26 protein-coding genes are annotated in these 25267 nt (G+C 73.1%); 16 read left to right on the top strand and 10 right to left on the bottom strand.

Annotation, left to right across the window (positions count from 1 at the left end; translation table 11 throughout):
• Window positions 1-25 precede the first annotated feature (25 nt).
• The 4 genes from ACH4U8_RS42355 to ACH4U8_RS42340 all read left to right on the top strand — a co-directional run bounded on the left by ACH4U8_RS42355 (window position 26) and on the right by ACH4U8_RS42340 (window position 2497).
• Window positions 26-478: a hypothetical protein gene (locus tag ACH4U8_RS42355; RefSeq protein WP_395783683.1), complete on the top strand. Its 453-nt coding sequence runs from the start codon at window positions 26-28 to the stop codon at window positions 476-478.
• A 233-nt stretch (window positions 479-711) separates the two neighbouring features.
• The gene (locus tag ACH4U8_RS42350) at window positions 712-1173 is read left to right on the top strand and encodes a hypothetical protein (protein WP_360315168.1); all 462 of its coding nucleotides are present in this window, start codon (window positions 712-714) and stop codon (window positions 1171-1173) included.
• Between the two features lie 5 nt (window positions 1174-1178).
• Window positions 1179-1700: a DCC1-like thiol-disulfide oxidoreductase family protein gene (locus ACH4U8_RS42345; protein ID WP_360315166.1), complete on the top strand. Its 522-nt coding sequence runs from the start codon at window positions 1179-1181 to the stop codon at window positions 1698-1700.
• An 11-nt stretch (window positions 1701-1711) separates the two neighbouring features.
• The gene (locus ACH4U8_RS42340; protein WP_395783681.1) at window positions 1712-2497 is read left to right on the top strand and encodes a TetR family transcriptional regulator; all 786 of its coding nucleotides are present in this window, start codon (window positions 1712-1714) and stop codon (window positions 2495-2497) included.
• Here the strand turns inward: ACH4U8_RS42340 and ACH4U8_RS42335 are convergent.
• Complete coding sequence (locus tag ACH4U8_RS42335) at window positions 2425-3444, bottom strand: GlxA family transcriptional regulator (protein WP_395783679.1); 1020 nt, start codon at window positions 3442-3444, stop codon at window positions 2425-2427. The two genes, ACH4U8_RS42340 and ACH4U8_RS42335, sit on opposite strands and share 73 nt — an antisense overlap.
• Window positions 3445-3534: 90 nt before the next feature.
• Here ACH4U8_RS42335 and ACH4U8_RS42330 point away from each other — a divergent pair, with 90 nt between their 5' ends.
• The 5 genes from ACH4U8_RS42330 to ACH4U8_RS42310 all read left to right on the top strand — a co-directional run bounded on the left by ACH4U8_RS42330 (window position 3535) and on the right by ACH4U8_RS42310 (window position 7578).
• Window positions 3535-4257 carry a DJ-1/PfpI family protein gene (locus ACH4U8_RS42330; RefSeq protein ID WP_395783677.1) on the top strand — a complete coding sequence of 241 codons (723 nt, stop codon included), beginning with the start codon at window positions 3535-3537 and terminating at the stop codon, window positions 4255-4257.
• Between the two features lie 187 nt (window positions 4258-4444).
• On the top strand, window positions 4445-5062 hold the full coding sequence (locus ACH4U8_RS42325) for an HD family hydrolase (RefSeq protein WP_395783675.1): 618 nt from the start codon (window positions 4445-4447) through the stop codon (window positions 5060-5062).
• Window positions 5063-5148: 86 nt separating this feature from the next.
• Window positions 5149-5913: a nucleotidyltransferase domain-containing protein gene (locus ACH4U8_RS42320; protein ID WP_360315156.1), complete on the top strand. Its 765-nt coding sequence runs from the start codon at window positions 5149-5151 to the stop codon at window positions 5911-5913.
• A 140-nt stretch (window positions 5914-6053) separates the two neighbouring features.
• Complete coding sequence (locus ACH4U8_RS42315; RefSeq protein WP_360315154.1) at window positions 6054-6848, top strand: oxidoreductase; 795 nt, start codon at window positions 6054-6056, stop codon at window positions 6846-6848.
• 136 nt (window positions 6849-6984) lie between these two features.
• Window positions 6985-7578, top strand: coding sequence for a DUF1349 domain-containing protein (locus ACH4U8_RS42310; protein WP_360315152.1), 594 nt, complete (start codon window positions 6985-6987; stop codon window positions 7576-7578).
• Between the two features lie 18 nt (window positions 7579-7596).
• Here the strand turns inward: ACH4U8_RS42310 and ACH4U8_RS42305 are convergent, their stop codons facing one another.
• The 3 genes from ACH4U8_RS42305 to ACH4U8_RS42295 form a co-directional block, all read right to left on the bottom strand.
• On the bottom strand, window positions 7597-7812 hold the full coding sequence (locus ACH4U8_RS42305; protein WP_360315150.1) for a hypothetical protein: 216 nt from the start codon (window positions 7810-7812) through the stop codon (window positions 7597-7599).
• A 108-nt stretch (window positions 7813-7920) separates the two neighbouring features.
• Window positions 7921-8553, bottom strand: coding sequence for a YigZ family protein (locus ACH4U8_RS42300; RefSeq protein ID WP_360315148.1), 633 nt, complete (start codon window positions 8551-8553; stop codon window positions 7921-7923).
• A gap of 166 nt (window positions 8554-8719) precedes the next feature.
• A complete protein-coding gene (locus ACH4U8_RS42295) occupies window positions 8720-9616 on the bottom strand; it encodes a LysR substrate-binding domain-containing protein (RefSeq protein ID WP_395783673.1) in 897 nt (298 codons plus the stop codon).
• A 158-nt stretch (window positions 9617-9774) separates the two neighbouring features.
• Between ACH4U8_RS42295 and ACH4U8_RS42290 the strand changes: the two genes are divergently transcribed.
• Together ACH4U8_RS42290 and ACH4U8_RS42285 are read left to right on the top strand one after the other, a co-directional pair.
• Window positions 9775-11010 carry an MFS transporter gene (locus ACH4U8_RS42290; RefSeq protein WP_395783671.1) on the top strand — a complete coding sequence of 412 codons (1236 nt, stop codon included), beginning with the start codon at window positions 9775-9777 and terminating at the stop codon, window positions 11008-11010.
• Window positions 11011-11113: 103 nt separating this feature from the next.
• Complete coding sequence (locus ACH4U8_RS42285) at window positions 11114-11527, top strand: VOC family protein (RefSeq protein ID WP_360315142.1); 414 nt, start codon at window positions 11114-11116, stop codon at window positions 11525-11527.
• A gap of 4 nt (window positions 11528-11531) precedes the next feature.
• On the opposite strand, the gene ACH4U8_RS42280 is transcribed toward ACH4U8_RS42285, so the two are convergent.
• A complete protein-coding gene (locus tag ACH4U8_RS42280) occupies window positions 11532-12221 on the bottom strand; it encodes a helix-turn-helix domain-containing protein (RefSeq protein ID WP_395783669.1) in 690 nt (229 codons plus the stop codon).
• A gap of 75 nt (window positions 12222-12296) precedes the next feature.
• Here ACH4U8_RS42280 and ACH4U8_RS42275 point away from each other — a divergent pair, with 75 nt between their 5' ends.
• Entirely contained in the window at window positions 12297-12506 is a 210-nt protein-coding gene (locus ACH4U8_RS42275) for a hypothetical protein (protein WP_379992769.1), read from the top strand.
• Here ACH4U8_RS42275 and ACH4U8_RS42270 read toward each other — a convergent pair.
• From ACH4U8_RS42270 to ACH4U8_RS42260, 3 genes are read right to left on the bottom strand one after another with little or no spacing between them, the layout of a single operon-like run.
• Entirely contained in the window at window positions 12494-13114 is a 621-nt protein-coding gene (locus tag ACH4U8_RS42270; RefSeq protein ID WP_395783667.1) for a GNAT family N-acetyltransferase, read from the bottom strand. The two genes, ACH4U8_RS42275 and ACH4U8_RS42270, sit on opposite strands and share 13 nt — an antisense overlap.
• Complete coding sequence (gene tsaD / locus ACH4U8_RS42265; RefSeq protein ID WP_395783665.1) at window positions 13072-14145, bottom strand: tRNA (adenosine(37)-N6)-threonylcarbamoyltransferase complex transferase subunit TsaD; 1074 nt, start codon at window positions 14143-14145, stop codon at window positions 13072-13074. The genes ACH4U8_RS42270 and tsaD overlap by 43 nt, the downstream gene beginning before the upstream one ends.
• 9 nt (window positions 14146-14154) lie before the next feature.
• Window positions 14155-16044, bottom strand: coding sequence for a hypothetical protein (locus ACH4U8_RS42260; protein ID WP_395783663.1), 1890 nt, complete (start codon window positions 16042-16044; stop codon window positions 14155-14157).
• A 216-nt stretch (window positions 16045-16260) separates the two neighbouring features.
• On the opposite strand from ACH4U8_RS42260, the gene ACH4U8_RS42255 reads away from it, so the two are divergent.
• Window positions 16261-18543, top strand: a complete 2283-nt coding sequence (locus ACH4U8_RS42255) for an excinuclease ABC subunit UvrA (protein WP_395783661.1) — start codon at window positions 16261-16263, stop codon at window positions 18541-18543.
• Window positions 18544-18632: 89 nt separating this feature from the next.
• Here ACH4U8_RS42255 and ACH4U8_RS42250 read toward each other — a convergent pair whose 3' ends face one another.
• Window positions 18633-19427, bottom strand: a complete 795-nt coding sequence (locus ACH4U8_RS42250) for an ABC transporter permease (RefSeq protein ID WP_360315130.1) — start codon at window positions 19425-19427, stop codon at window positions 18633-18635.
• Window positions 19424-20443: an ATP-binding cassette domain-containing protein gene (locus ACH4U8_RS42245; protein WP_395783659.1), complete on the bottom strand. Its 1020-nt coding sequence runs from the start codon at window positions 20441-20443 to the stop codon at window positions 19424-19426. Before ACH4U8_RS42245 ends, ACH4U8_RS42250 begins: the two co-directional genes overlap by 4 nt.
• Window positions 20444-20696: 253 nt before the next feature.
• Between ACH4U8_RS42245 and ACH4U8_RS42240 the strand changes: the two genes are divergently transcribed.
• From ACH4U8_RS42240 to ACH4U8_RS42230, 3 genes are all read left to right on the top strand, one after another.
• Window positions 20697-21491, top strand: coding sequence for a TetR/AcrR family transcriptional regulator (locus ACH4U8_RS42240; RefSeq protein WP_395783657.1), 795 nt, complete (start codon window positions 20697-20699; stop codon window positions 21489-21491).
• Window positions 21492-21625: 134 nt separating this feature from the next.
• Window positions 21626-24277, top strand: coding sequence for a DEAD/DEAH box helicase (locus ACH4U8_RS42235; protein WP_395783655.1), 2652 nt, complete (start codon window positions 21626-21628; stop codon window positions 24275-24277).
• Window positions 24274-25092 carry an SWIM zinc finger family protein gene (locus tag ACH4U8_RS42230; protein WP_395783653.1) on the top strand — a complete coding sequence of 273 codons (819 nt, stop codon included), beginning with the start codon at window positions 24274-24276 and terminating at the stop codon, window positions 25090-25092. The genes ACH4U8_RS42235 and ACH4U8_RS42230 overlap by 4 nt, the downstream gene beginning before the upstream one ends.
• The last annotated feature ends 175 nt before the right edge of the window (window positions 25093-25267 follow it).

The following is a 25267-nucleotide window of genomic DNA, read 5'->3' as shown; positions in this document are numbered from 1 at the left end:
GCGTCACCGTCCGAGAGGAACCGCCATGACCACCACCCCGATTCGCATCCACGCCGACCACACCACCACCAAGCACCTGGGCGACTGGACGACCGGAACCTCGTTCGAGGTCCGCGAGCGCCGCGCCGCCACCGTGCTGGACCTGCGCTCGCCGCGGATCGACGCGGGCGACATCGAGATTCGGGTCGACCTGGACCACGCGATGCTCAAGCTGCTGGTCGCCGACGACGCGGTCGTCGAGCAGGACGGGCTGCGCTGGACCGGCCGCGGCCGGGTCAAGGACGCCGGCCGGCCCACCGCCGCCAAGGGTCGGACGATCCGCCTGGTCGGTCACATCGATCACGGCGAGGTCCGGATCCACCGGGGCGGCGTCGCGGTGTTGTCCGCGATGTTCAGCCGCGCCTGGATCGAGGACGTCCGGCGCGCCCACCGCGACGGCGGCCGGCCCACCGTCGCCGACCCGGCCGCGGCCCGCTGACCCGGCCCCGATGCCGCGCCGATCCGGCGACCGAGGTCGCGACGGGCCCGTCACGACCGATCACGCTCCACCGACTCCCGCCGATCACCCCGTATTTGCGGTGCGGTCGGCGGGTTTCGCCGTTTTCGGCCGGGTCTCCGACACCGACCCCTCGGCGACTTGAACGTGTTCAAAAACAGGTCTACAGTCACGCTCGTCGGCCGGTTTGAACACGTTCAAAAAGGAGCCGGGTCATGGATATGACCGTCGTCACGTACGCCATCTATCTGCTCGTCAGCATCGGGCTCACCATCTGGGTGGCCCGCACCCTCAGCCGCAGCGGGCAGATCTTCCTCCGGGACGTCCTGCACGGCCGGGAGGAACTCGCCGCCGCCGTCAACCACCTCCTGGTGGTCGGCTTCTACCTCGTCAACCTCGGCTTCGTCGCGCTCTACCTCAAGGTCGGCGACGCCGTCGAGAACGCCCGCGAATCGGTCGAGGCACTGTCCGTCAAGCTGGGCACCGTACTGCTGGTCCTGGGCGTGTTGCACCTGCTGAACGTCTACGTGCTGAACCGGATCCGGCAGCGCGGTCTCGACGACGAGGCGTACCGCAGCGGCACCGGCGGGGCGCCCCGCGCGCACAAGATCTCCGGCCGCGACCTGATGCCGCCGGTGGTCCCGCAGAGCACGACCCGCCCGGCGCCCGGGGTCTGATCCCGATGATCGCCGAACCCGTGAACACCGTGCCGGGCCGATCGGAGGGGACGGCCCGGCACGGCGTGTCCGACCCCGAGCCGCCCGCCCCGATCCGCCGACTCACCGTCCTCTACGACGCCGGCTGCCCGCTGTGCACCGCGCTCAGCGACTGGATCGCCCGGCAACAGACCCTGGTCGCCGTCGATCTGCTCCCGGCCGACTCGCCCCGGGCACACAACCGTTTCCCCGAACTCGACCACCCCGCGACCGTGCGCGAACTGACCGTCGTGGGCGGTGGCGGCGAGGTGTGGTCGGGCGCCGCCGCGTGGATCACCGTGTTGTGGGCACTGCGCGCCTATCGCGGCCTGTCCCGCCGGCTCGCCACCCCCGTGGGCATGCCGATGGCCCGCGCCGCTGTACTGGCCGCGGCCCGGATCCGGGCGGTCAGCCGCCGCGAACCCCTGCCGCCCTATCCCTACGCCGACCCCTACCGGGAACCCTGGACGGTGGTCGCGTGTGACGACCGGTGCGAGATCGCGCACTAACCTTGCCTGTCGTGGAGCACGTGGAAGACACCGACGCATCGAACCCGGCCGGCAAGGGCGACCCGCCGGACCGGGGTGGTCGCCCCGGCAAGAGCGAGCAGACGCGGTCTCTGATCCTGGAGACCGCGCTGCGGCTGTTCCGCGAGCGCGGCTACGACAAGACCACCATGCGGGCCATCGCCCAGGAGTCCGGCGTCTCGGTCGGCAACGCCTACTACTACTTCGGCTCCAAAGAACACCTCATCCACGGTTTCTACGATCAGGTCACCCGCGAGCACGTCGACCGGTGCCGGCAGGACCTGCGCGGTGTCCGCGACTTCGGCGAGCGGCTCCAGGTGGTGCTCTCCGCGTGGTTGGACGTCGCCGAGCCCTATCACGCGTTCGCGGTGCAGTTCTTCCGCAACGCCGCGGACCCGGAGAGCCCGCTCAGCCCGTTCTCCGCCGAGTCCTATCCGGTCCGCGCCCAGGTCACCACGTTGTTCGCCGAGGTGCTGCGCGGCTCCTCGCTCCGGATCGACGACGAACTCGCCGAGTTGTTGCCCGAGTTGTTGTGGCTGCACCTGATGGGCATCGTGCTCTTCTGGGTCTACGACCGCTCGCCCGACTGCGCCAAGTCGCGCGCGTTCGTCGCCCGCACCACGCCGATGGTGGAGCGGGTGATCACGCTGTCGCGATACAAGGTCTTCCGTCCGCTGGTACGCGACGCCGAACGCCTGATCCGCGACTACATCGTGCCCGAGGGCGCGGCGGCGGCCGATGCCGACGGCCCGACCGCGGCGCCCGCGGATCGCCGATAGGCCGACGGCGAGCACGCGTACAACTCGGCGAAGGCCGACCGCAGCGTCTCGGTCGTGCCGAAACCGCACCGGCGCGCGATCGCGCTCAGCGGCAGTCGGGTGGACACCAGCAGCCGGGCCGCGGCCTCGGTCCGGGTCACCCGCACATGGCGCGCCGGCGAGGTGCCCGGTTCGAGCCGGAAGAGCCGGGACAGGTGCCGGGCCCCGACGCCCACCTCGCGGGCCAGTGCGGCAGTGCTCAGGTCGGCCTCCAAGTTGCCCGTCACGTAGGCCATCGCCCGCCGCACCAGCGGATGTTCGGGGGCCGGCGCGGCCACGAACATGGACACCTGGGCCTGATTGCCCGGCCGTTGCAGATAGGTGACCAGGCCGCGCGCGGTGTGCCGGGCCAGTTCCGGGCCGTGATCCTCCTCGACGAAGGACAACGTCAGGTCGAGCGCCGCGGTCACCCCGGCCGACGTGGAGATCCGGCCGTCCCGAATGAACAGCGGGGCCGCGTCCACCGTGACGGCGGGCCGGTCGGCGGCCAGTTGCCGGGCGTACGCCCAGTGCGTGGTGGCCCGTCGGCCGTCCAGCAGCCCGGTCGCGGCCAGTACCGAGGCACCCGTGCACACCGATGCCACCCGGCGCGCCGGCCCGGCCGCGCGCCGCACATGGCCGACGAAGCGCTCGTCCCGGGCGGCCCGCTCATGGCCCTGTCCACCACAGATCAGCAGCGTGTCCACCGGGCCCACCACATGCTCCAGCGGAAGGTGCGGGGTCAGCTCGAAGCCGCCGGAGCACGGCAGCGGCCGGCCGCCGAGACCGGCCAGCCGGATGTCGTACGGCGGGTCGGCGCCGAGCGTGTTGGCGGTGGCCAACGTCTCGGTGACACACGCGATGTCCAGCAGCGCGGAGTCCGGGTAGCCGACCACGATCATCCGGCGCGCGTCCGGGCGGAGGTCCATGACCCGAAAACCTAGTGTCCGAAGGACCGGGATCACAAGGATCCGGACATCGTCCTCGTGCCCCCGGCGCGCACGCGCGAGGGTCGGCCCATGACCTCATTCGCCGAGCACGACACCGCCGCTCCCGCGCCCAAGACCATCGCCTTCCTGCTGTATCCGGGCCTGACCCTGCTGGACCTGGTCGGTCCGCTGGAGGTGTTCACCAGCCTGAGCCGGTTCGGCAGCGACTACGAGGTGAGCGTGGTCGGCGCGCACACCGACCCGATGCCCACCGATGCCCCGTTGCGGGTGGCCGCCGACCGCACCTTCGCCGAGGTGCCCGCGCCCTACCTGCTGTGCGTGCCCGGCGGCGAGCAGGCGACCCTGCGCGCGCTCGCCGACACCGCGCTGCTCGACTACGTGCGGACCGCGTCCGCCGCCGCGACCTGGACCACCTCGGTGTGCACGGGTTCGCTGATCCTCGGCGAGGCGGGACTGCTGGCCGGCCGCCGGGCCACCAGCCACTGGTTGTTCCGGGACCGGCTGACCGCCTTCGGTGCCGAACCGGTCGCCGAGCGCTGGGTCGAGGACGGCGACGTGATCACCGCCGCCGGGGTGTCCGCCGGCATCGACATGGCGCTGCACGTGGTCGAGCGGATCGCGGGCGCCGACGTGGCCCGCTCGATCCAATTGGGCATCGAGTACGACCCGGAGCCGCCGCAGGGCCCGATCGACTGGGCCGGCACCGACATCGCCGCGTTCGCGCCGATGGCGACCGCGATCGTCGAGGGCGCGTTGGCCGACCTCCCCGCCCTGCTGACCAAGTTGCGTTAGCTCCGCGGGCTCGGGTGTCGGCTCGACCCCACCGGGGCCGGGTCGGCCCAAGCGCATTGCATATCGTGGAGGTGTCCGCGATCTTCGCCGCGCCGCGCGCCGGCGGCGGTCGACTGCCGGCCGCCGCCCGGGCGGGTGGGGGTGCGACGATCCGGACGCCGCCCGATCGTTCGACCGAGGAGTCGCCTTGTCCGGTGTCCCGCTGTTCCCGCCCACCGACGCGCACCTGGCCGCGCAGATCGGCTTCGTCCTGGAGATCGACCGGCTCAAGGGCGTGGTCCGGCGCAACCTGATCGCGGACGCGTCGCGACGCGAGAACACCGCGGAGCACTCGTGGCACCTGGCCATGCTCGCGGGCACCCTGGCCGAGCACGCCGCGACCGAGGTGGACGTCGCGCGGGTGACCCGGATGTTGCTCATCCACGACCTGGTCGAGATCGACGCGGGCGACACCTTCTACTACGACACGGTCGCCGAGGCGGACCAGGCCGAGCGCGAGCAGCGGGGCGCGGCCCGGATCTTCGGCCTGCTGCCCGCCGAGCAGGGCAAGCAACTCCAGGCGCTGTGGGAGGAATTCGAGGCCCGTGAAACCCCGGACGCCCGCTTCGCCAAGGCGGTCGACCGGTTCCAACCGTGCCTGCTCAACTTCCACACCGAGGGCGGCACCTGGCGCGAGTACGACCTCACCCGCACGGAGGTGCTGGCCAAGCAGGGCAGCACGATCGCGGACGGCTCGCCGTCGTTGTGGACCTACACGCTGAAACTGATCGACGAGGCGGTCGCCCGCGGCTACCTGCGTCCCTGACCGACGCGGCCCCCGGGCCCGATCGGCGGCGGCCGGCCCCCGTGGGGCTGCGCCGATCCGGTCCGGGGGCGAGATAGCCTGCGATCATGACCAGTGACGCATCCTTCACCACCCACGTCACGGAACGACTGGCCGCGCTGCCCGGCGTCGCGGCCGTCGCACTCGGCGGATCGCGCGCCCAGGGCACCCATCGCCCGGACAGCGACTGGGACTTCTCGGTCTACTACCGGGACGGGTTCACCCCGGACGCGGTCCGCGGCCTGGGCTGGCCGGGCGAGGTCTCCGAGTTCGGCGCGTGGGGCGGCGGGGTCTTCAACGGCGGCGCCTGGTTGACCGTCCAGGACCGGGCGGTCGACCTGCACTACCGCGAACTCGCGGACGTGCAGCGGCGGTTGGCCGATGCGCGGGAGGGCCGGTTCGAGGTCGAACGGCTGCTGTTCCACCTGGCCGGCGTGCCCACCTACCTGGTGGTGGCCGAACTCGCGGTCAACCGGGTGCTGTTCGGCGAACTGCCGCGCCCCTCCTACCCGCAGGCGCTGCGCCGGGCCGGGCACACCCGGTGGAGCGACGACGCGCGGCTGACCCTGGACTACGCGGACCGGGCGCATGCCGACCGGGGCCGTCTCACCGACGTGGCGGGCGCGATCGGCCGCGCGACCTGCGAGGCGGCACACGCGGTGTCGGCCGGCCGCGGCGAGTGGGTGACCAACGAGAAGACGCTGGTGGATCGGGCGGGCCTGCGCGGCGTCGACGAGATCGTCTCCCGGCTGACCCCCTCGACACTGTCCACCGCCATCGCCGAGACCGGCGCCCTGCTCGACGCGGCATTCACCGCGAGCCGACCCGGCTGATGCGGTGGGACGCCACGTACCGGCCGACTCGTCGGCCCTCCCACGCACCCTCGGCACGTGCCCCCGCTCGCGCTTGCCTCCCGGACCGCGACGGCGGTTTTCCGCCAGCGATGAGTTTTCCGCGAAGCAATGATTGAGCCATGAACTTGAACCTGAAGAACAAGGTCGTCGTGGTCACCGGTGGCAGCAAGGGCATCGGCCTGGCGATCGTGCGCGGCTTCGCCGAGGAGGGCGCCCGAGTGGTCGCCGGCAGCCGCACCGTCACCCCCGAACTGGCGGCGCTGCGTGAGGAGTTCGACGTACTCCCGGTGGCCGTGGACCTGACTCGCCCGGACGGTCCGGCCGAGTTGGTCCAGGTCGCCGTCGACGCGCACGGCGGGCTGGACGTACTGGTCAACAACGTCGGCACCGGCGCGCCGACCCCCTCGATCATCGAGGTCGAAGACGCCGAGTGGCGGCGGATCTTCGACATCAACCTGTTCAGCGCGGTGCGCGCGACCACGGCCGCGATGCCGGCCATCCTGGCCCGGGGCGGCGGCGCGGTGGTCACCATCAGCTCGCTGAACAGTCACCTGCCGTCCGCGTCGCTGGTGCACTACTCGGCCTCCAAGGCCGCGCTCAGCTCGTACTCGAAGTCGCTGGCCGAGCAGTTCGGCCCGCAGGGCGTGCGGGTCAACACCGTCTCGCCCGGTCCGGTGCGCACCCCGCTGTGGACCGACCCGGGGCAGTTCGCGGACCTGATGGCCGCGTCCGCCGGGACCACCGCGCAGGTGTTCATGGACGAGGTGTTGCCGCAGGCGATGGGGGTGCTCACCGGCCGCGTCTCCGAACCGCAGGAGGTCGCCGACGTGGTGCTGTTCCTGGCCTCGGAGCGGGCCGCGAACATCATGGGTGTCGACTACATCGTCGACGGTGGCATGCACAGGTCGATCTGACGCGGGGTCGATCCGACTCGGGTCGATCCGACCGTCCGTCGGGCCACCGAGGCGATGTCGGCGGCGAGGAGCGTTCCGGGCCCGAACGCTCCGAGTCCGCCGCCGTCGTCTCGGCGGCCCGCACTACGCTCGGTGGATGAGCACCGAGGATGTGGACTGGGACGACGCACACTGGCTCAACCCGCCCGCCGCGGCCCGACGGGTCGGCGCCGCGCTCGTGGTGACGCCGCACGCCGGCGCCGACTTCTGGCGACAGACCTCGTACGGCTTCACCCGGGACACCGGCAGCGCGCTGCTGACCGAGTTGGCCCCGGACACCTCGGTGGAGGTGACCTTCGACGGCGACTTCGACACGCTCTACGACCAGGCCGGCCTGTTCGTCCGCGTGGACGAGCGGACCTGGGTCAAGGCCGGCGTCGAGGTCACCGACGGCGCGTTGCACGTGGGCGCCGTGGTCACCCGGGAGATGTCCGACTGGTCGATCGCGCCGGTGCCCGAGTGGGCGGGCCGGTCGGTCACCGTCCGGGTCAGCCGAGCCGGCGACGCGCTCACCATTCGGGCGCGTGCCGAGGACGACCCGTGGCGCACCATCCGACTGGCGCCGTTGGCCCGGGACGCGGATGCGTTCGCCGGGCCGTTCTGTTGCTCGCCGGAGCGCGCGGGTCTGCGCGTACGTTTCACCCGCTTCGTCGTCGGGCCGGCCGACGCGGGGTTGCACGAGAACCCCTGAGCCGACCCGGCGCGCGGGTCAGGCGCCGTCCGCCGGTGGTGGGACCGTCACGCCGTATTCACGGGCGGCGTGCAGCGCGTCCTCCAGTTCGTCCAGCGCGGGCGACAGTGCGTTCGTATCGTGCGCGGCACTGGCCTCGGACAACACCGCACGAGCCTTGATCACCCGCTCGCGCACCACCCGGACGACCTCCGCCTGGTCGGTCGCCGACTTCTCGTCGTATCCAGCCGTCATCACTTCCTCATTTCCCGCAGCCCCCGCGCGAGCACCCATACACCCCTTGGTGTTCCGACCTGGGAAGCGTTTCAACCGGCTTTGGGGCGCACCGGCGCAAGAAGTGCGTCAGGAAGTGTTTCGGGGAGCGTCCACCTCGACAAAAGTGCGCCCCGTCTCCCGGGCGCTCGCCCGGCCGCCGGTCAGGTCGGTCAGTCGGGCGGTGAAACGCTCCCGGTCCGGCTCCGGCACACACACGTCGATCGCCACCTCGGCGCCGTAGCGGATGTCGCGCACCTGGTGGCCGAGCCCGCGCAGGTCGTTCTCCAGCCGGCCGGCGTGGGTGTGGTCGACGTCGACGGTCAGCACCAGCATCGGCCGCAGTTCGACCACTCCCACGGTGTCCACCGCCTCGGTGACCGCCGAGCCGTACGCCCTGATCAGGCCGCCGGCGCCGAGCATGATGCCACCGAAGTAGCGGGTCACCACCGCGACCGTCTCGGTGAGTTCGCGGCGCCGGAGCACCTGGAGCATCGGCGCACCGGCCGTGCCGGACGGTTCGCCGTCGTCGTAGCCCTTTTCCTGACCGCCCGCGATCCAGGCCGAGCAGTTGTGCCGCGCGGACGGATGCAGCGCCCGGCGGCGGGCCAGGAACGCCTGCGCCGCGGCGTCGTCGCCCACGCGCGCGACGGCGCACAGGAAGCGTGAGCGACGGACCTCGATCTCGACCTCACCTTCAGACTTGATCGTGAGCAGCGGCATGACCAGGTCCTTCGGTCCGAGACGGGTTGACGACCTCACGGTATGCCCCCGGGGCGGCACTGCGGCCCAGGGGCGGGGCCGACCCGACTCGACCCCGTCGACGACGTCGTTTTGTCGATGGATCGTCATGTTCCGGCGCCGCCGAGTCGACCCGGTCGCGACCGGTTCAGGCGGCCCGCGTCGACAGTCGGGTCGACGCGGCGACGAAGGAGCGCAGCAGATTCGTCTCCTGCCCGGCGCGCCAGGCGAGCGTGACGGCCGACTCGGGCAGGCCGGTGACCGGTACGAACGCCACGTCGGGTCGCCCGTTGTAACCGGCGAACTGCGCGCAGAACAGCAGTACCCCCAGGTCGGCGGCGATCAACGACAACGCCTCCTGAAGGGTGCCGGCACCCGGTCCGTGGGTGATCTCCCGGCCACCCGGCGTGGCCGTCGGCGACTGGAGCTCGCGCCAACGCGCGGGCGCGGGGCCGGCGATGTCCACGAACAGGCACTCGGCCAACTCCTCGGCGTCCACCAGGTCCCGCGCCGCGAGCGGGTGTCGGGTGGAGACCCCCAGCACGAGCGGGTCGACGGCGATCACCGGGCCGGTGCGCAGCGCCGGGTCGACCACCGGCAGGGTCACGAACGCCGCGTCGATCTCGCCGCGCAACAGCGGGCCGAACGGATCCGACAGCGGGGTCTCGACCAGGTCGGCGCGCGCCTGGGGATGACCGGCCCGGAAGTCGCCGACCAGGTCCAGCAGGGTGCCGTAGGGCGTGCCGACGAAGCCGATCCGCAACACTCCCTCGATGCCGCGGGCGCGGCCCCGGGCCCGGTCGACCGCGTCGACCATCGCGCCGTACGCGGGCCGCACCTCGGCCAGGAACAGCTCGCCCTGCGAAGTGAGCCGGACCCGGCGGCTGTTGCGCTCGAACAGCCGGGTGCCGATCCGCTCCTCCAGTTGCCGCAACAGTTGACTGACCCGGGCCTGCGACGTGTAGAGCCGCGCGGCGGTACGGGTGAAATGCAGTTCCTCGCTCAGTACGACGAAGCACTCCAACTCGCGGAACTCCACGCTCATCCGCACTCTCCTCCCCCTCGGGCACCCCCGAACCCGCCCACACGGGGTGCGTGCTCGGCCGGGCACCGGACTTCGACCTGCGAGCATAAGCGAGACTTGTGCTCGCATGCGATCTTGGCCGTTGTCGGGGGTCCGGTGCGCCGGCCAGGCTGAGCGGCATGCCCAACCCAGTCGTCGACACCGACTCCACCGCTGCGTCCGCCCCCGACCCCGGACCCCACGACGAGCCCGCTCCCGAGACCGCCGGCGCCCGGTCCTGGCTCGCCGTCACGACCATCGCCGCAGGCACCTTCACCGTGGTCGGCACCGAGATGCTCCCGGTCGGCCTGCTCACCCCGATCTCGCAGGGCCTGCACGTATCCGAGGGCACCACCGGCCTGGCCATGACGCCGGCCGCGGTGGTGGCCGGCCTCGCCGCGCCGCTCGTACTGGTCGCCGCCGGTCGGGTGGACCGGCGGATCGTCCTGGCGGCGATGATGCTCGTGCTGCTCGCCGCCAACACGATCAGTGCGTTGGCGCCGAACTTCGCCACCCTGCTGGTGGCCCGCCTGCTCGTGGGCGCCGCCATCGGCGGCTTCTGGGCGATCGGCGCGAGCCTGCCGGTGCGCCTGGTGCCCGCCCGATCGGTCGGCCGGGCCGCCGCGGTGATCTTCGGCGGGGTCTCGATGGCCTCGGTGATCGCGGTGCCGATCGGCACGATGATCGGCGAATGGGCCGGGTGGCGCGTCGCGTTCGCGGTGATGGCGGGGCTCGCCGCCCTCGTCCTGATCGTCCTGCTCGTGTTGTTGCCACCGCTGCCCGCCGAGCGGGCCGTGCGACCACGCGAGCTGGGCGCGCTGTTGGGTCGACGCACCGTACTCATCGGCACCGCCGGACTGGTCCTGGTGGTCGCCGGCCACTTCGGCGCCTACACCTACATCCGGCCGATCCTGGAGCAGGTCGGCGACCTGGGGCCGGGACCGATCGGCGGGCTGCTGTTCGGCTACGGCGTGGCGGGTGTGCTGGGCAACTTCGTGGCCGGCGCGTACATCGGACGCGCCGCGTACGGCACACTCGCGGTCGCGGCCGGGCTGCTCGCCTGCTCGATGGTGCTGCTCGCGCTGTCCGGGCCCCGGACGCCGGGCACCGTGACGGCGATGCTCGTCTGGGGCCTCGCCTACGGCGCGGTACCGGTGGGCCTGCAGGCGTGGATGTCGCGGTCGGCCCCGGACGCGCCCGAGGCGGCGTCCGCGGTGTTCGTCACCGGGTTCCAGGTCGCGATCGCGCTCGGCTCGTTGCTCGGCGGCATCACGGTGGACGCCGTGGCCACCTCGGCGGTGTTGTGGTTCGGCGGTGCCCTGGCCGCGGCGACCACGTTGCTCGCCCTGACGGCGGCCCGCCGAGAACGCGGCTGAGCGACGCCGGGCACCCGTCCGGCGCGTGCGGCCGGCCCGACACGCCGGCGGACACGTCCGATTCGTTCAAGAACGCGACCACGGGGCCGGCTAGCGTGCGGGTATGACTTCTCGTGCGTTTCGTTTCCACTTCATCGGGCTCGTGGTCGCCGACATGGCCGCGTCGCTCGCGTTCTACCGGGCGCTCGGCCTGGACATCCCCGCCGAGCACGACGCTCTCCCGCATGTCGAGGTGTCGTTGCCCGACGGGCCGCTGTTGGTGCTGGACACGGTCGAGACGGTCCGCTCGTTCGCCCCCGGGTGGACCGCGCCGACCGGCGACCACCGGGCCTCGCTGGCCTTCGCGTTCACCGATCCGGCCGACGTGGACCGGGTCTACGGCGAGCTGGTCGCGGCCGGGCACACCGGATATCTGGCGCCGTGGGACGCGTTCTGGGAGCAGCGGTACGCGGTCCTGCACGACCCGGACGGGAACGCCGTGGACCTGCTCGCGCCGCTGCCGAAGCAGGCTCCGTAGCGCGTCAGCCCGACAGCAGGGTGCGCAGCGGGACGCCGGCCAGGGCCTTGACGTCGCGGGCGAAGTGGGCCTGGTCCGCGTAGCCGGCGTCCGCGGCGACCCGGGCGGCCGGCAGCCCGCCGCGGGCCAGGTCCAGCGCGCGGTTCAGGCGCAGCACCCGGCCCAGCGTCTTGGGCCCGTAGCCGAACGCGGTGAGCGAGCGCCGGTGGAGTTGGCGCTCGCTCAGATTGACCTCGGCGGCGATCGCGGCGATGTCGGCGCCGGCCCGCAGTTCGCCGACCACCGCGTCGGCGAAGCGGGCCGCGTCGGCGTCGTGGTCGCGCAGCCGCTCGGCGGCCAGCCGTTCGAGGAAGGCGGCCGGATCGGCGGCGCCGGCGATGCGTTCGGTCAGCACCCGCACCGCGCGCTCGCCCCACACATCGGCCAGCGGGACCCGTCGATCGCGCAGCGTGTCGGCCGGCAGCCCGAACAGCGCGGGCCCGATCCCGGGCACGCAGCGCACCGCCGCGTAGCGGGCCCCCGACGTGTTCTCGACCGCGTGCGCGAGGGTGTCGGGGCCGGCCACGATCAGTTGCTCGCCGGACCAGATCAGGTCCATGCAGCCGTCCGGCAGCACCCGTTCGGATCCGGCGACCTCGACCGTGCGGGTCCAGACGGTCAGCGGTGCCAGGCGGGAACGACGTTCGGCGTACACGGTCCCAGTATCCCCGCGGCGAAGAGCGCTACCGTTGGGGCGTCAAGGTGCACGGCTCGGACAGGGCAGGGGCTCATGGACATCGAAGAACAGCGTGAGCGGCAGCAGCCGAAGGAATCCGCCGGCGAGGGCGTCGAGCAGGCCGATCGGGCCGCCCGTTGGGGCAAGCTGCCCGAGCGGGTCGCGGCGGCCGACCAGGTCGAGGAACTCCCGGCCGATCCGCCCAACGATCCCGAGTTCGGTCGCAACGCGGACAACGACTGGATGTTGCGCTACACGCCCTGAGGCGGCGACGCCGGCCCGTCGGGAGCCGGATGCCGAGGGTGCAGCAGCAGCGCGGTGTCCGGCGACTCGGCGTGGGCGACGCGGCGCCAACCCTGCCGGGCGTAGAAACGCAGCGCCGGTTCGGCCCGGGTCGAGGTGAGCAGCCGGCACCGGCCGTCGGGCACATCCGCCGTCACCGCGTTCGGCAGCGCGGCGGCGGCGCCGGTGCCGCGGGCCAGGCCGCCGACCGCGAGTTCGTCCACCTCTCGCGCACCGCACAACCACGCCGCGGTCCGCGCCGGGCCCAGGGCCCGGGCCACGTCGCCGTACGAGCGGCTCGTGGGCATCGGTGTCGCGGTGGTCCAACCGGTCGCGAACCCGAGCACGGCGCCGGTGTGTTCGGCCACCGCGATCGCGCCCACGAAGCCCGGTCGACCGCTGTCCGCGGCGAGCCGTCGCGCGTATTCGACGGCCTGTTCCGGGCCCTCGTGCCACGGCGGTTCGGCGAACGCCTCGGCGTAGACGGCTCGGATGCCGGCCGTGTACCGGCTGAGGTCGGCGACGGTGAAGCGGCGGATGTTCGGGTTCATCCGGCCGCCCGGGTGGGTGTCGCCACGGGGTGCAGGCACGCGTACTCCAGGGGCGCGGACGGGTCGATGGACACGTCGAGCGGAGCAGGCGCCGTGCCGGCCCGGATCAGCAGGTCGCCGACGGCGGCGATCATCGCGCCGTTGTCGGTGCACAGCCGGGGCGGCGGCACCCGCAGCGTGATGCCCGCGGCGGCGCAGCGTTCGGCCGCGAGCGAGCGCACCCGGGAGTTGGCCGCGACCCCGCCGACCACGACCAGGGTGCGCACGTCGTGCGCGGTGCACGCGGCGACGGCCTTGCTGGTCAGTACGTCGGCCACCGCCTCTTGGAGCGCGGCGGCGCCGTCGGCGACCGGCAACGTGCCGCCGCCGGCCCGCGAGCGCTCGGCCCAGCGGGCGGCGGCGGACTTGAGGCCGGAGAAGGAGAACGCGTACGGGTCGTCGCGCGGGCCGGTGAGTCCGCGCGGGAAGGCGACGGCGTTCGGGTCGCCCTCGCGCGCGGCCCGGTCGATCGCCGGTCCGCCCGGGTAGGGCAGGCCGAACACCCGGGCCACCTTGTCGAAACACTCGCCCGCCGCGTCGTCGAGGGTGTCGCCGAGGTGGACGATCGGATCGCGGGCGAAGTCGCGCACGAGCAGCAGCGAGGTGTGGCCGCCGGAGACGATCAGCACCACGCACGGGTCGGGCAGCGGGCCGTGTTCGAGGGTGTCGGCCGCGACGTGTCCGGCCAGGTGGTGCACGCCGTACAGGGGCACGTCCAGCGCGAGCGCGAAGCCCTTGGCGGCGGCCACGCCGACCTGGAGAGCGGTGGCCAGGCCGGGTCCGGTGGTCACCGCGACCGCGCCGATGTCGCGCCGACGCAGCCCGGCCGAGTCCAGTGCGGCCCGCACGGTGGGGGTGAGCGCGTGCACGTGGGCGCGGGCCGCGATCTCCGGCACCACGCCGCCGAATCGGGCGTGCTCGGCCATGCTCGTGGCCACCGCGTGGCCGAGCAGCCAGCCGTCCCGGACCAGGCCGACGCCGGTCTCGTCGCAGGACGATTCGATGCCGAGGACGATGGGTGAAGCGGTCATGGCACGAGCTTAGTTGCCGGCACCCGGCAGTTGCGCACTACTGGCAACAGCCGCGAGGATCCGGGCCCGCGCCGCCCGGGCCCGCTCGACCAACCGCTCGTCGCGGATGACCTCGTCGTCGTCCTCGTCCGGCCCGGGCGCCCGTTCGCGACGGTCGATGATCGGGTCCAGGGCGGGCAGGATCGGCGCCGCCGCCGCGCCCATTTCCCCGAGCAGGCGGTAGACGAACGATCCGTAGACGTCGGCCTCCAACAACTGCGGCAGCGCCGCGAGCAGGACCGGCAGGGCGGCCTCCCCGGCGTGCCGCCACAGCGGAACCAGGACCGGCCCGTAGGTCCGGGTCGGGTCCGCCGCCAGCGACCACAGTTCGGCGGAGTGGCGTGCGTTCAGGCCGCCGTGGTCCACGAGCCAGTCGAGCAGGACCACGGCCTGACGTGGACGTCGGACCGCGGGTCCGAGCGCGTCCAGGCGAGCCTCCGCGAGCGCGCGGTCGCCGGTGATCCGGATCAGCGCCAGGGCCACGTGCCGCTCGGGGGCGTCGGCGGCCAGGCGTTCGAGCAGCGGTACGGCATCGCTCGCCGCCGGGCCGAATTCGCCCAGCAGTTGCGCGAGCCGGCCGCGCGGCCAGGTGTGCGCCTCGACGCTCGTCACGTCGGCCAACGCCGCGATCAGCGCGGGCACCGCCGCGGCCGCGCCCGGGAGGCCGGGGTTCAGTGCGGCCAGCGCCGCGGGCAGCAGGCAGCCGCGCTCGCGGAGCGAACGTACGCAGGCGGCGGCGTCGTGCCCGGCCAACCGGCCGAGTGCGGCGTCGCGCAGGGGAGCCGACGGGTCGTCGGCGAAGCCGGCCGCGGCCCGCGCCAGTCCGGGGTGCGTCGTGTCCGTGGCCGTCGTGGCCAGCACCGCGCGCACCGTCGGCAGGGCCCGGCGATCGCCCTCCCGGGCCAGGGCGGCGGCGGCCGGCAGGCCCACGATCGCATCCGCGGTCAGTCGCGCGAGCGTGGTCGCGGCGCTGCGGGTGGCGTGGGTGGAACGGCCGATCGTGTGCACCGCGGCCGCTCGTACGTCCGGGTCCGGGTGGTCGAGCGCGTGCCCGAGGGCTGGCCACAATCGGGCCGGTCCGGCCCGCCAGGTGCGGATCGCCTGGTACCCGAACCCGATGCCCACCCGCGCCGTCGCCGGGTCCGGGGAACGAATCAGCAGGTCGGCCCACAGGTACCAGTCGGCCTCGGCACGCCCGCCGCGCACCAGCGCGGAGGCCAACAGCTCGGCCACGGTCCACCGGACCCGCGAACCCGGGCCGGCCAGCCGGTCGGCCGGGGCCAGGGCACCCCGGATCACCCGCTCCCAGGTGTCGTGCCGCTCGGGTGCGCACAGCGCGAGCGCCGCCAGCCCCGCGCGCAGCCGCACGGCGGGGTCCGGGTGCTCGCGCAGGTGCTCCGCCAGATCCAGTCGGGCGGCGTCCGCGTCCCGAGCCCAGCGGCCGAGCGCGGCCTCCACGAGCGCCAGGCCGGCCACCGGGTCGGCGGGCGGCTCGTACGCCGCGCGCAGCACCCGGTCGAGATCGACGTGTGCGAGCAGCCAGGCGGCGGCGCGGCGGACCCGTTCGTCGGGGTCGGTCGACAGGTGCGCGGCCACGTCGGCGGCGGCCGGCCACCGCTCGCCGTCGTGGCCGACGTCGGTCAACAACGTCAGGGCGCGCAGCCGGACTGCCGCGTCCGGGTCCGCGGTGCGCGCGAACATCTCGCGAGCCGTCGGGCCGTCGCGGTCGGCCTCGATCGCTCGGTGCGCCGCGTCCCCGTAGCCGAAGCGGGGTGCGTCGTGCCCGGACCGGCTCGACGGCACGGTGCTCGGGCGAGGTTGCGGGTCGGTCGGCTCGGCGGCCGGCGTCGGGGCGGTCACGCGCCCGGGCGGTCGCCGCCCTTTCGGTTCGTGGTGTGCGTGGTCTTCGCCAGGTTCGTCATGGCGGCGATGGTGCTCGATCGGGTCCGCGCGGCGCAACCGCTTTCCCGGCCGTCGCGCGGTCGGCGACGACGGTTCGCGACCGCTGGGGGCAGTGCGCAATCGTTCCGAAATCCTTGACAACACCTGTCAGGGACACCTTCGTACGTTGGCCACATGGACTACGACCACATCGTGATCACCGGCGCCCGGGAACACAATCTCAAGGGCGTGTCGCTGCGCATCCCGAAGAACCGGATCGTCGTCTTCACCGGCGTGTCCGGTTCGGGCAAGTCGTCGATCGTCTTCGACACCATCGCGGTCGAGTCGCAGCGGCAACTCGCCGAGACGTTCACCACGTTCATCCGCAACCGGCTGCCCAAGCACGAGCGGCCCACGGCGGACACGATCGAGAACCTGTCGACCGCGATCGTGGTCGACCAGCGCCCGGTCGGCGGCAACTCGCGGTCCACGGTGGGCACGATGACCGACATCCACCCGCTGCTGCGGGTGCTGTTCTCCCGGCACGGCACACCCGGGGCCGGGCCCGCCAACCACTACTCGTTCAACGACCCGAACGGCATGTGCCCGACCTGCGAGGGGCTGGGGCGCACCGTCCGACTGGACCTGGACGCGCTGCTCGACCCGTCCCTGGCGATCCGCGACGGCGCGATCCGACACCCGGGGTTCGCGGTGGGCGGCTGGCAGTGGCAGTTGTACGCGAACCACGACCTCTACCCCACCGACGTCCCGATCCGCGAGTTCACCGACGAGCAGTGGCGACTGTTCCTGTACGGCACCGGCGCCAAGGTGGAGATCGTCAACAGCAACGGCCGGCACCACATCGACTACGAGGGGCTGGTGGACCGGTTCAACCGGCTCTACCTCAACCGCGACACCTCCGCGCTGGCCGAGCGGAGCCGCGAGACGATCGCCCGGTTCGTCGCCGAGGGGGCGTGCCCGGACTGCGCGGGTGCCCGACTGAACGAGGCGGCGCGCGCGTCGCTGATCGACGGGCACTCGTTGTCGGACTACGCGGCGATGGAGATCGGCGACCTGGTCGGGGTGCTCACCGGGTTGGCCGACCCGGTCGCCCGCCGGGTGGCTCGACCCGCGGCGCTCGCGCTGGAGCGGATCGTCGCGATCGGGCTCGGCTATCTGCACCTGGATCGGCCCACCTCGACGGTGTCCGGCGGTGAGGGGCAGCGGCTGAAGATGGTGCGCTACCTGGGGTCGAGCCTGACCGGGATGACGTACATCTTCGACGAGCCGAGCGTGGGGCTGCATCCGCGCGACGTGGTGCGGCTGGGTGATCTGCTCACCCGGCTGCGGGACAAGGGCAACACCGTGCTGGTGGTCGAGCACGATCCGGACGTGATCGCGATCGCCGACCATGTCGTGGACGTCGGGCCCGGGGCGGGTATCCACGGCGGCACCGTCACGTTCGAGGGCAGCTTCGCCGAGTTGCGCGTGTCGGATTCGCCGACCGGGCGGGCGCTGCGCCGGGCCGGCCCGCTCAAGCCGGACTTTCGCCGGCCCACCGGCGTGCTGGAGATTCGCGGCGCGAACCTGCACAACCTGCGCGACGTGGACGTGGACATCCCCACCGGCGTGCTCACCGTGGTCACCGGGGTGGCCGGTTCCGGCAAGAGCACGCTGATCTCGGACGTCCTGGTCGCGGCACACCCGACGGCGGTGGTGGTCGACCAGTCGGGCGTGGGGATCTCCTCCCGCTCGACGCCGGCGAGCTATGTCGGGGTGGCGGACCCGCTGCGCAGGTTGTTCGCGAAGGCCAACGGCGTGGATCCGGGGCTGTTCTCGTTCAACTCGCTGGGCGGCTGCCCGCAATGCCAGGGGCGTGGCGTGGTGCGTACCGACATGGCCTTCATGGATCCGGTGACCACCCGTTGTACGGCGTGCGCGGGGCGGCGGTTTCGCGACGAGGTCCTGGCGTACTCGCTGCGCGGCAGGTCGATCGTGGACGTGCTGGCGTTGACCGCCGAGGAGGCGATCGACTACTTCGTCGAGGAGGCGCTGCGCACTCGGGTGCGGTCGCTGGCCTCGGTCGGCCTGGGCTATCTGACCCTGGGACAACCGCTGAGTTCGCTCTCCGGCGGCGAGTTGCAGCGGCTCAAGCTGGCGAGCGAGCTGCACAGGACGGGCAGCGTGTACATCCTCGACGAGCCGACCACGGGCCTGCACATGTCCGACGTGGACACCCTGATCCGGCTGCTGGACCGGCTCGTGGACGCGGGCAACACGGTGGTGGTGGTCGAACACAACCTGGACGTGGTCAAGCGCGCCGACCACGTGGTCGACCTGGGCCCCGGTGGCGGCAAGCACGGTGGCACGGTCGTCTTCGCGGGCACGCCGGCCGAGTTGGTCAAGGCGGAGGACTCGGCGACCGCCGAGTTCCTGCGGGCGGCGTTGGCCTGCGCCGAACGGGCCCGGACGGCCTGACCGACTCCGGCCCGCGCCGCGCGATCCGCCGCCCGCACGGTCCGCCGCTCGCGAACCGGCGAGCGGCGGACCCTCGGCAGGCGCCCGGGTCAGCGGCCGAGTCCGCGATACCGTCGCACCGACAGCGGCGCGAAGACGGCAATCAGCACGAGCGGCCAGCCGAAGGCCATCAGGATCGTGTGATCGGCGACCCAGCCGCCGCCGGACCAGCCGGGATTGCCGAACAGTTCGCGGCCGGCGCCCGCGCTCGCGGAGAGCGGGTTCCACTCGGCGACCGTGCCCAGCCAACCCGGCATCGTGTCGGGCGAGACGAACACGTTGGACAGGAAGCCCAGCGGCCAGACCAGGATCTGCAGGACCGCGACCGACTCGGGCCCCTTGGCGCGCAGCGCCAGGTAGATGCCCAGCCACAACACCGCGAGCCGCAACATCAGCAACATCGCGACGGCGAGCGCCGCTCGCGCGGGCCCCTCGTGCCACCGCCAACCCACCGCGAGCCCGCAGCAGATCAGCACCGCCAGCCCGACGGCGGCGTGCACCATGTCGGCGAGCACCCGCCCGCCGACCACGGCCGAGTGCGACATCGGCATCGACCGGAATCGGTCGGTGACCCCGCGCGCCGCGTCGCCGGCGACCGCGGTGAAGGTGGATTCGATTCCGAAGACCATCGTCATCGCGAACATGCCCGGCAACAGGAACTCGCGGTAGTCACCACCGCCCGGCACGTCCATCCCGCCGCCGAACAGGTAGCCGAACATCAGCACCATCAGCACCGGGAACAGCAGCCCGACCAGCACCGGCGCGGGCTGCCTGGCCCAGTGCGCGAAGGTACGGCGGGTCAGCGTCCAGGTGTCCGGGAGGGCCCGGCGCAGCGCGGCGCTCATGCCGCCGCCTCCTTCGCGTCGCCCGTGTCGGGTCTGCCCGCCCGGCGCGACCCGTGCGCGTGCTCGACCGGTCGTTCGTCCCGGCGCACGCCGGTGATGGTCAGGAAGACCTCGTCCAGGGTGGGTCGGCGCAGCGCGATGTCCTCGGCCTCGATGCCGGCGTCGTGCAGTGCCCGCACGGTGGCGGTGAGCGCACTCACCCGGTCGGTGATCGCGATGCCCACTCGGCGCTCGTCGGCCCGGACCTCCGGGTTGCCGTTGCCGACGCCGGCCAGGATCGTCGCCGCGGCGCTCAGGTCGAGCGGTTCGCGGACCACCACGTCGATCCGGTCGCCGCCGAGTCGGGACTTGAGCTCGGTGGGCGTGCCGCGGGCGATCACCCGGCCGTGGTCGACCACCGAGATGGTGTCCGCGAGCCGATCCGCCTCCTCCAGGTATTGCGTGGTCAGCAGCACGGTCGTGCCGCCCGCGACCAGTTCGCGCACCGCCTCCCACACCTCGGTGCGGCCCCGCGGGTCGAGCCCGGTGGTCGGCTCGTCCAGGAAGAGCACCTCGGGTGCCTGGATCAGCGACGCGGCCAGGTCCAGCCGGCGACGCATGCCGCCCGAGTAGGTGGTCACCGCGCGTTCGGCGACGTCGGTCAGCGCGAACCGCGCCAACAACTCGTCCGCCCGGGCCCGGGCCGCGCGGGCGCCCAGGCGGTACAGCCGGCCGAACATCTCCAGGTTCTGCCGTCCGCCGAGCACCTCGTCCAATGCGGCGTACTGCCCGAGCAGCCCGATCCGGGTGCGCACCCGCGCCGCGTCTCGCAGCACGTCGAATCCGGCCACCTCGGCCCGTCCGCCGTCCGGACCCAGCAGCGTGGTCAGGATCCGCACCGCCGTGGTCTTGCCCGCGCCGTTGGGGCCGAGCAGTCCGTGCACCGTGCCGGTCGGCACCTCCAGATCGAATCCGTCCAGCGCCCGGGTGGCGCCGCGCGTCTTGGTCACACCTTCGGCGGAGATCGCCAGTGGCATGTGGGCCCCTTCGTGTGTCGCCCGTCGCGTTCGATCGAACCGCACGGGAAGGCGTTCGCGAGCCGACTCCGTACAAGATACGAAGTTGTCTCGTACGCCGTACCGTACGTCATACGGAGTTGGCGCGCAAGAGCTTCCGAGGGCTTGCGGCGCCGTTCGATCAGCCGGTCGATCAGCCGGTCGATCAAGCTTGTCGATCAACTCCGGATGACGTACCGTACGCTCTACGGAGTTTTCGGGAGAAGGTACGTACGTGGCACGAGAGAAGAGTGGGCGCGCCGATCCGGCCCGCACCCTCGCATTGTTGTGGCGCACCGGCGAGGGACCCACCCGCGGCCCCAAGCAGGGGCTCACCGTGGATCGCATCGTGCGGGCGGCCGTGGAGATCGCCGACGCCGACGGGATCGGCGCGCTGTCCATGCGCGCGGTCGCCGAGCGACTCGGCGTGGGCACCATGTCGCTGTACACCTACGTGCCGGGCAAGGCCGAACTGCTGCACGTCATGTTCGACACCGTGCTCGGCGAGTCCGCACTGCCCGACGCGGCCGGGCTCGACTGGCGCACCGCGCTGGAACGGCACGCGCGCGCCGACCACGCGCTCGCCCAGCGGCATCCGTGGGTGGTGCAACTGTGGGGCCCCGGCCTGCTGTTGATGGGCCCGCAGGTCACCGCCCGGGCCGATTCGGCGCTGCGCACCGTCGCCGATCTCGGCCTCACCGAGGCCGAGATGACCCACGTCGTCGGGCTCGTCGACGCGTACGTCCGCGGCATCACCCAGGTCGCCGTCGACGTCAATCGGGACGCGGTCACCAGCGGCGTGGGCTACGAGGACTGGTGGGCGGAGAGCACGCCGTATCTGGAACGGCTCATCCAACCCGCCCGCTTCCCCACCCTCACCCGGGTCTGGGCCGCCGGCAGCTACGAGGAGGCCCCCGACGCGGGCTTCGAGTTCGGCCTGGGTCTGGTCCTGGACGGCATCGAGACCCTGATCCGCTCGCGCCGGCCCGCACCGGCCGTCGCCCCGGAATCCCCCGCACCGCAGGAGTAGCGAACATCGACACCCGCAGCACGCACGCCCCGACCGACCTGATCCGGCACGCCGCCACCTTCGCGCCGGCCGACCCGCCCCGCGCCGGGACCGTCGCGTTCTGGCCGCACGCCGACGGCACCGACACCGTCACCGTGCTCGACGCCGACGGCACCGAGCAGGTCCACCCCGCCGTCCTGGTGCCGGTCGCCGACGCGGTCCGGCTGCTCTCCCGGGCCCGCCGGACCGCCGACGCCCACCCGGCCGCCGCGTTCTGGGGGGCGGCCACCGTGCTCGCCCTGCAACTGGTGGCCCGCGGCCGGATGTTGCCCGGCCTCTCTCCCGGCGACCACGACGCGTGGCGGGCCGGGCCGCTGGACGCCGCCGACGTGGAGCGGGTGCGGGCGCTCGCCGACGCGATGCCGGGTGAGGCCCGGGCGATGCCGACGGGGGGCGGCGCGTTGTTGCCGGAGGCGGCGCCGTTGATCCGGGCCTTCCTGGACGCGGTCGCCGACACGATGCCGCGCACCGCCGCCGCGCCGCGGGGCGGGCTCGCCGGCGCGTTCGCCGCCACCGACCCGCACCGGCTGCCCGAGTTGCGCTCCTGGTCGGATCGAATCGCCGCCGACGTCGACACCGGCGTACGGATCTCGTTGCGGCTGGAGACGCACGACATCGAACACGCGCCGTTCCGGGCGATCGTCCAGGTGCACTCGCTCGCCGATCCGAGCGCGGTGATCGACGCGGACACCCTGTGGACCGGCACCGACCCGCGCTTCGGCGAACGGGCCCGGCTGGACGTGCTGCTCGCGCTGCGTCGGGCCGCCCGGGTGTGGCCCGCGCTGGAGCCGCTGTTGAACGCCGGCGTGCCGGACCGGGTGGTGGTCGGCGACGACGACCTCGGCGCGCTGCTCGGCGCCGCCACCGCGCGCCTGGCCGCGGCGGGGGTCGAGGTGCACTGGCCGCGCGACCTGGTGCGCGATCTCACCGCCCGGGCCGTGGTCGGCGCGCACGACGGGCCGCCCGGCGACCTGCGCGCCTTCCTCGGCGGCGACACCCCACTCGGCTTCGACTGGCAACTCGCCCTGGGCGAGCAGGTGTTGACCGCCGCCGAGATGCACGCGCTGGCCGAGTCGCACCGACCCGTGGTGCGCCTGCGCGACCGGTGGGTGCTGGTCGACCCGGCCCTGATCGCCAAGGCCCGCAACCGCTCGATCAAGCCGCTCACCCCGATCGAGGCGCTCACCGCGGCGCTGACCGGCGGCATCGAGGTGGCCGGCAAGCGCATCGAGGTGGGCACCTCGGCGTGGCTGGACGAATTGCGCGAGCGGCTCGCCGATCCGGACGGCGGTGCCGAGCCGATCGCCGCGCCCAAGGCGCTCGCCGCCACCCTGCGCGACTACCAACTGCGCGGCCTGCGCTGGCTGGACCGGATGACCTCGCTGGGTCTGGGCGGTTGCCTGGCCGACGACATGGGCCTGGGCAAGACCGTCACGCTGATCGCGCTGCACCTGCACCGGCGGGCCGCGGCGCTCGACGGCGCCGACCCGGCCGGCCCGGCGCCGACCCTGGTGGTCTGCCCGGCATCGCTGCTGGGCAACTGGCAGCGGGAGATCGAGCGCTTCGCGCCGGGCACGCCGGTGCGCCGCTTCCACGGCACCGGCCGCACCCTGGACGACCTCGTCGACGGCTTCGTGCTCACCACCTACGGCACGATGCGCCTGGACCGGGCGCGGCTGGCCGACGTGCCGTGGGGCCTGGTGGTCGCGGACGAGGCGCAACACGTCAAGAACCACACCTCGGGCACCGCCAAGGCGCTGCGCACGATCCCCGCGCAGGCGCGGATCGCGCTCACCGGCACCCCGGTGGAGAACCGGCTGTCCGAGTTGTGGGCGATCCTGGACTGGACCACCCCCGGCCTGCTCGGCGGCCTGGCCGCGTTCCGCCGTCGCTGGGTCAAGCCGGTCGAGGCCGATCGGGACGGTCCCACGGCCGAGCGACTGGGCCGACTGATCGCGCCGTTCCTGCTCCGCCGGCGCAAGAGCGATCCGGGCATCGCGCCGGAACTGCCCGCCAAGACCGAAACCGACCAGCCGGTGTCGCTCACCCGCGAGCAGGCCGGCCTGTACGAGGCGGCGGTGCGCGAGGCGATGGCCGGACTGCGGGAGAGCACCGGCATGGCCCGGCGTGGGCACATCATCGGCCTGCTCACCGGGCTCAAGCAGATCTGCAACCACCCCGCGCAATACCTCAAGGAACCCGAGCCCCGCCTCGACGGTCGCTCCGGCAAGCTCGAACTGCTCGACGAGTTGCTCGACACGATCCTCGCCGAGGACGGCTCGGTCCTGGTCTTCACCCAGTACGTCACGATGGCCCGGCTGCTGGCCAAGCACCTGGACGGGCGCGGCATCGGCAACCAACTCCTGCACGGCGGCACCGCGCCGACCCGCCGCGACGCCCTGGTCGCCCGTTTCCAGGACGGCGCGGTACCGGTGTTCCTGCTCTCGCTCAAGGCCGCCGGCACCGGGCTCAACCTCACCCGGGCCGACCATGTCGTGCACTACGACCGCTGGTGGAATCCGGCCGTCGAGGAACAGGCCACCGACCGCGCGTACCGGATCGGCCAGACCCGGCCGGTCCAGGTGCACCGCTTCATCGCCGAAGGCACCATCGAGGACCGGATCGCCGCGATGTTGCGCGACAAGCGGGCGCTGGCCGACTCGGTGCTCACCGGCGGCGAGGCCGCACTCACCGAACTCTCCGACACCGAACTCGCGAACCTGGTCGAGCTCAGGAGCAGCCGATGATCACCGAACCGGCCCGCGTCTTCCCCGCGTTCGCCCCACGCCGCAGCCGCGGTGCCAGGGGCACCACCTGGTGGGGCCACGCCTGGACCGACGCCCTGGAGGAGGCCGCGCTCTCCGGCGAGCCGCTGCGCAAGGGGCGCGCGTACGCCGGCTCCGGTCGGGTCGGCCCGATCACCGTCGGCCCGGGCCGGATCGCCGCGTCCGTGCACGACGCGGACGGGTCGCAGTACGAGACGGCCGTGCACATCGAGCGGCTCACCGACGCGCGGTGGGATCGTTTCCTCGACCAGGTGGCCGCCAAGTCCGGGCATCTGGCCGCGCTCCTGGACCGGGACATGCCGCAGGAGCTGGTCGCGGCGGCCGAGGACGCGGACGTACCGCTGCTCCCGGGCATCGGCGATCTGGATCCGGATTGCGACTGCCCGGACTGGGAGTTGCCCTGCCGACATGCCGCCGCGCTGTGCTACCAGGCGGCCTGGCTGCTGGACGCCGACCCGTTCGTGTTGTTGCTGCTCCGCGGGCGGGGCGAACGGGCGTTCCTGGACGGCCTGCGCGCGCGGGACCCGGGCACCCGGGCACCCGGCTCGCCGGCCGCCGCGCCGGGGGTCGCCGCCCGGGAGGCGTACCGCCCGGTCGACCCGTTGCCCGCCGACCCGCCGCCGGTGCCGGACACCGTGCCGTCGGTGCGGATCACGCCGCCGCCCGGGATCCCGGCGGGCGCCCTGGAGTCGCTCGTCGCCCGAGCCGCCCACCGGGCCCGCGAGTTGCTCGACGAGCGCGGTTCGGGCCCGGTAGGGGGTCCGCGCCGGGCATGAGGGGATTGCCCGGCCCAAAGATGGGGTCGGGTTCCGATATCGCGCCGATTAGCTTGAGGACAGTCCTGTGGTGATCGTCCGCCGGCACCGTCGGCGAAACGGGAGTCCTCCATGCATCGTTTTCCGACTGTTTCCGCACGGGTGACCGAATCGCGCCCCCGGGGTGTGGTGCCGG

It is taken from the genome of Embleya sp. NPDC020886, from assembly GCF_044333915.1.
GTDB lineage: Bacteria > Actinomycetota > Actinomycetes > Streptomycetales > Streptomycetaceae > Embleya.
The sequence above is the reverse complement of the archived record's forward strand: the minus strand, read 5'-3'. Positions and strand labels throughout refer to the sequence as shown.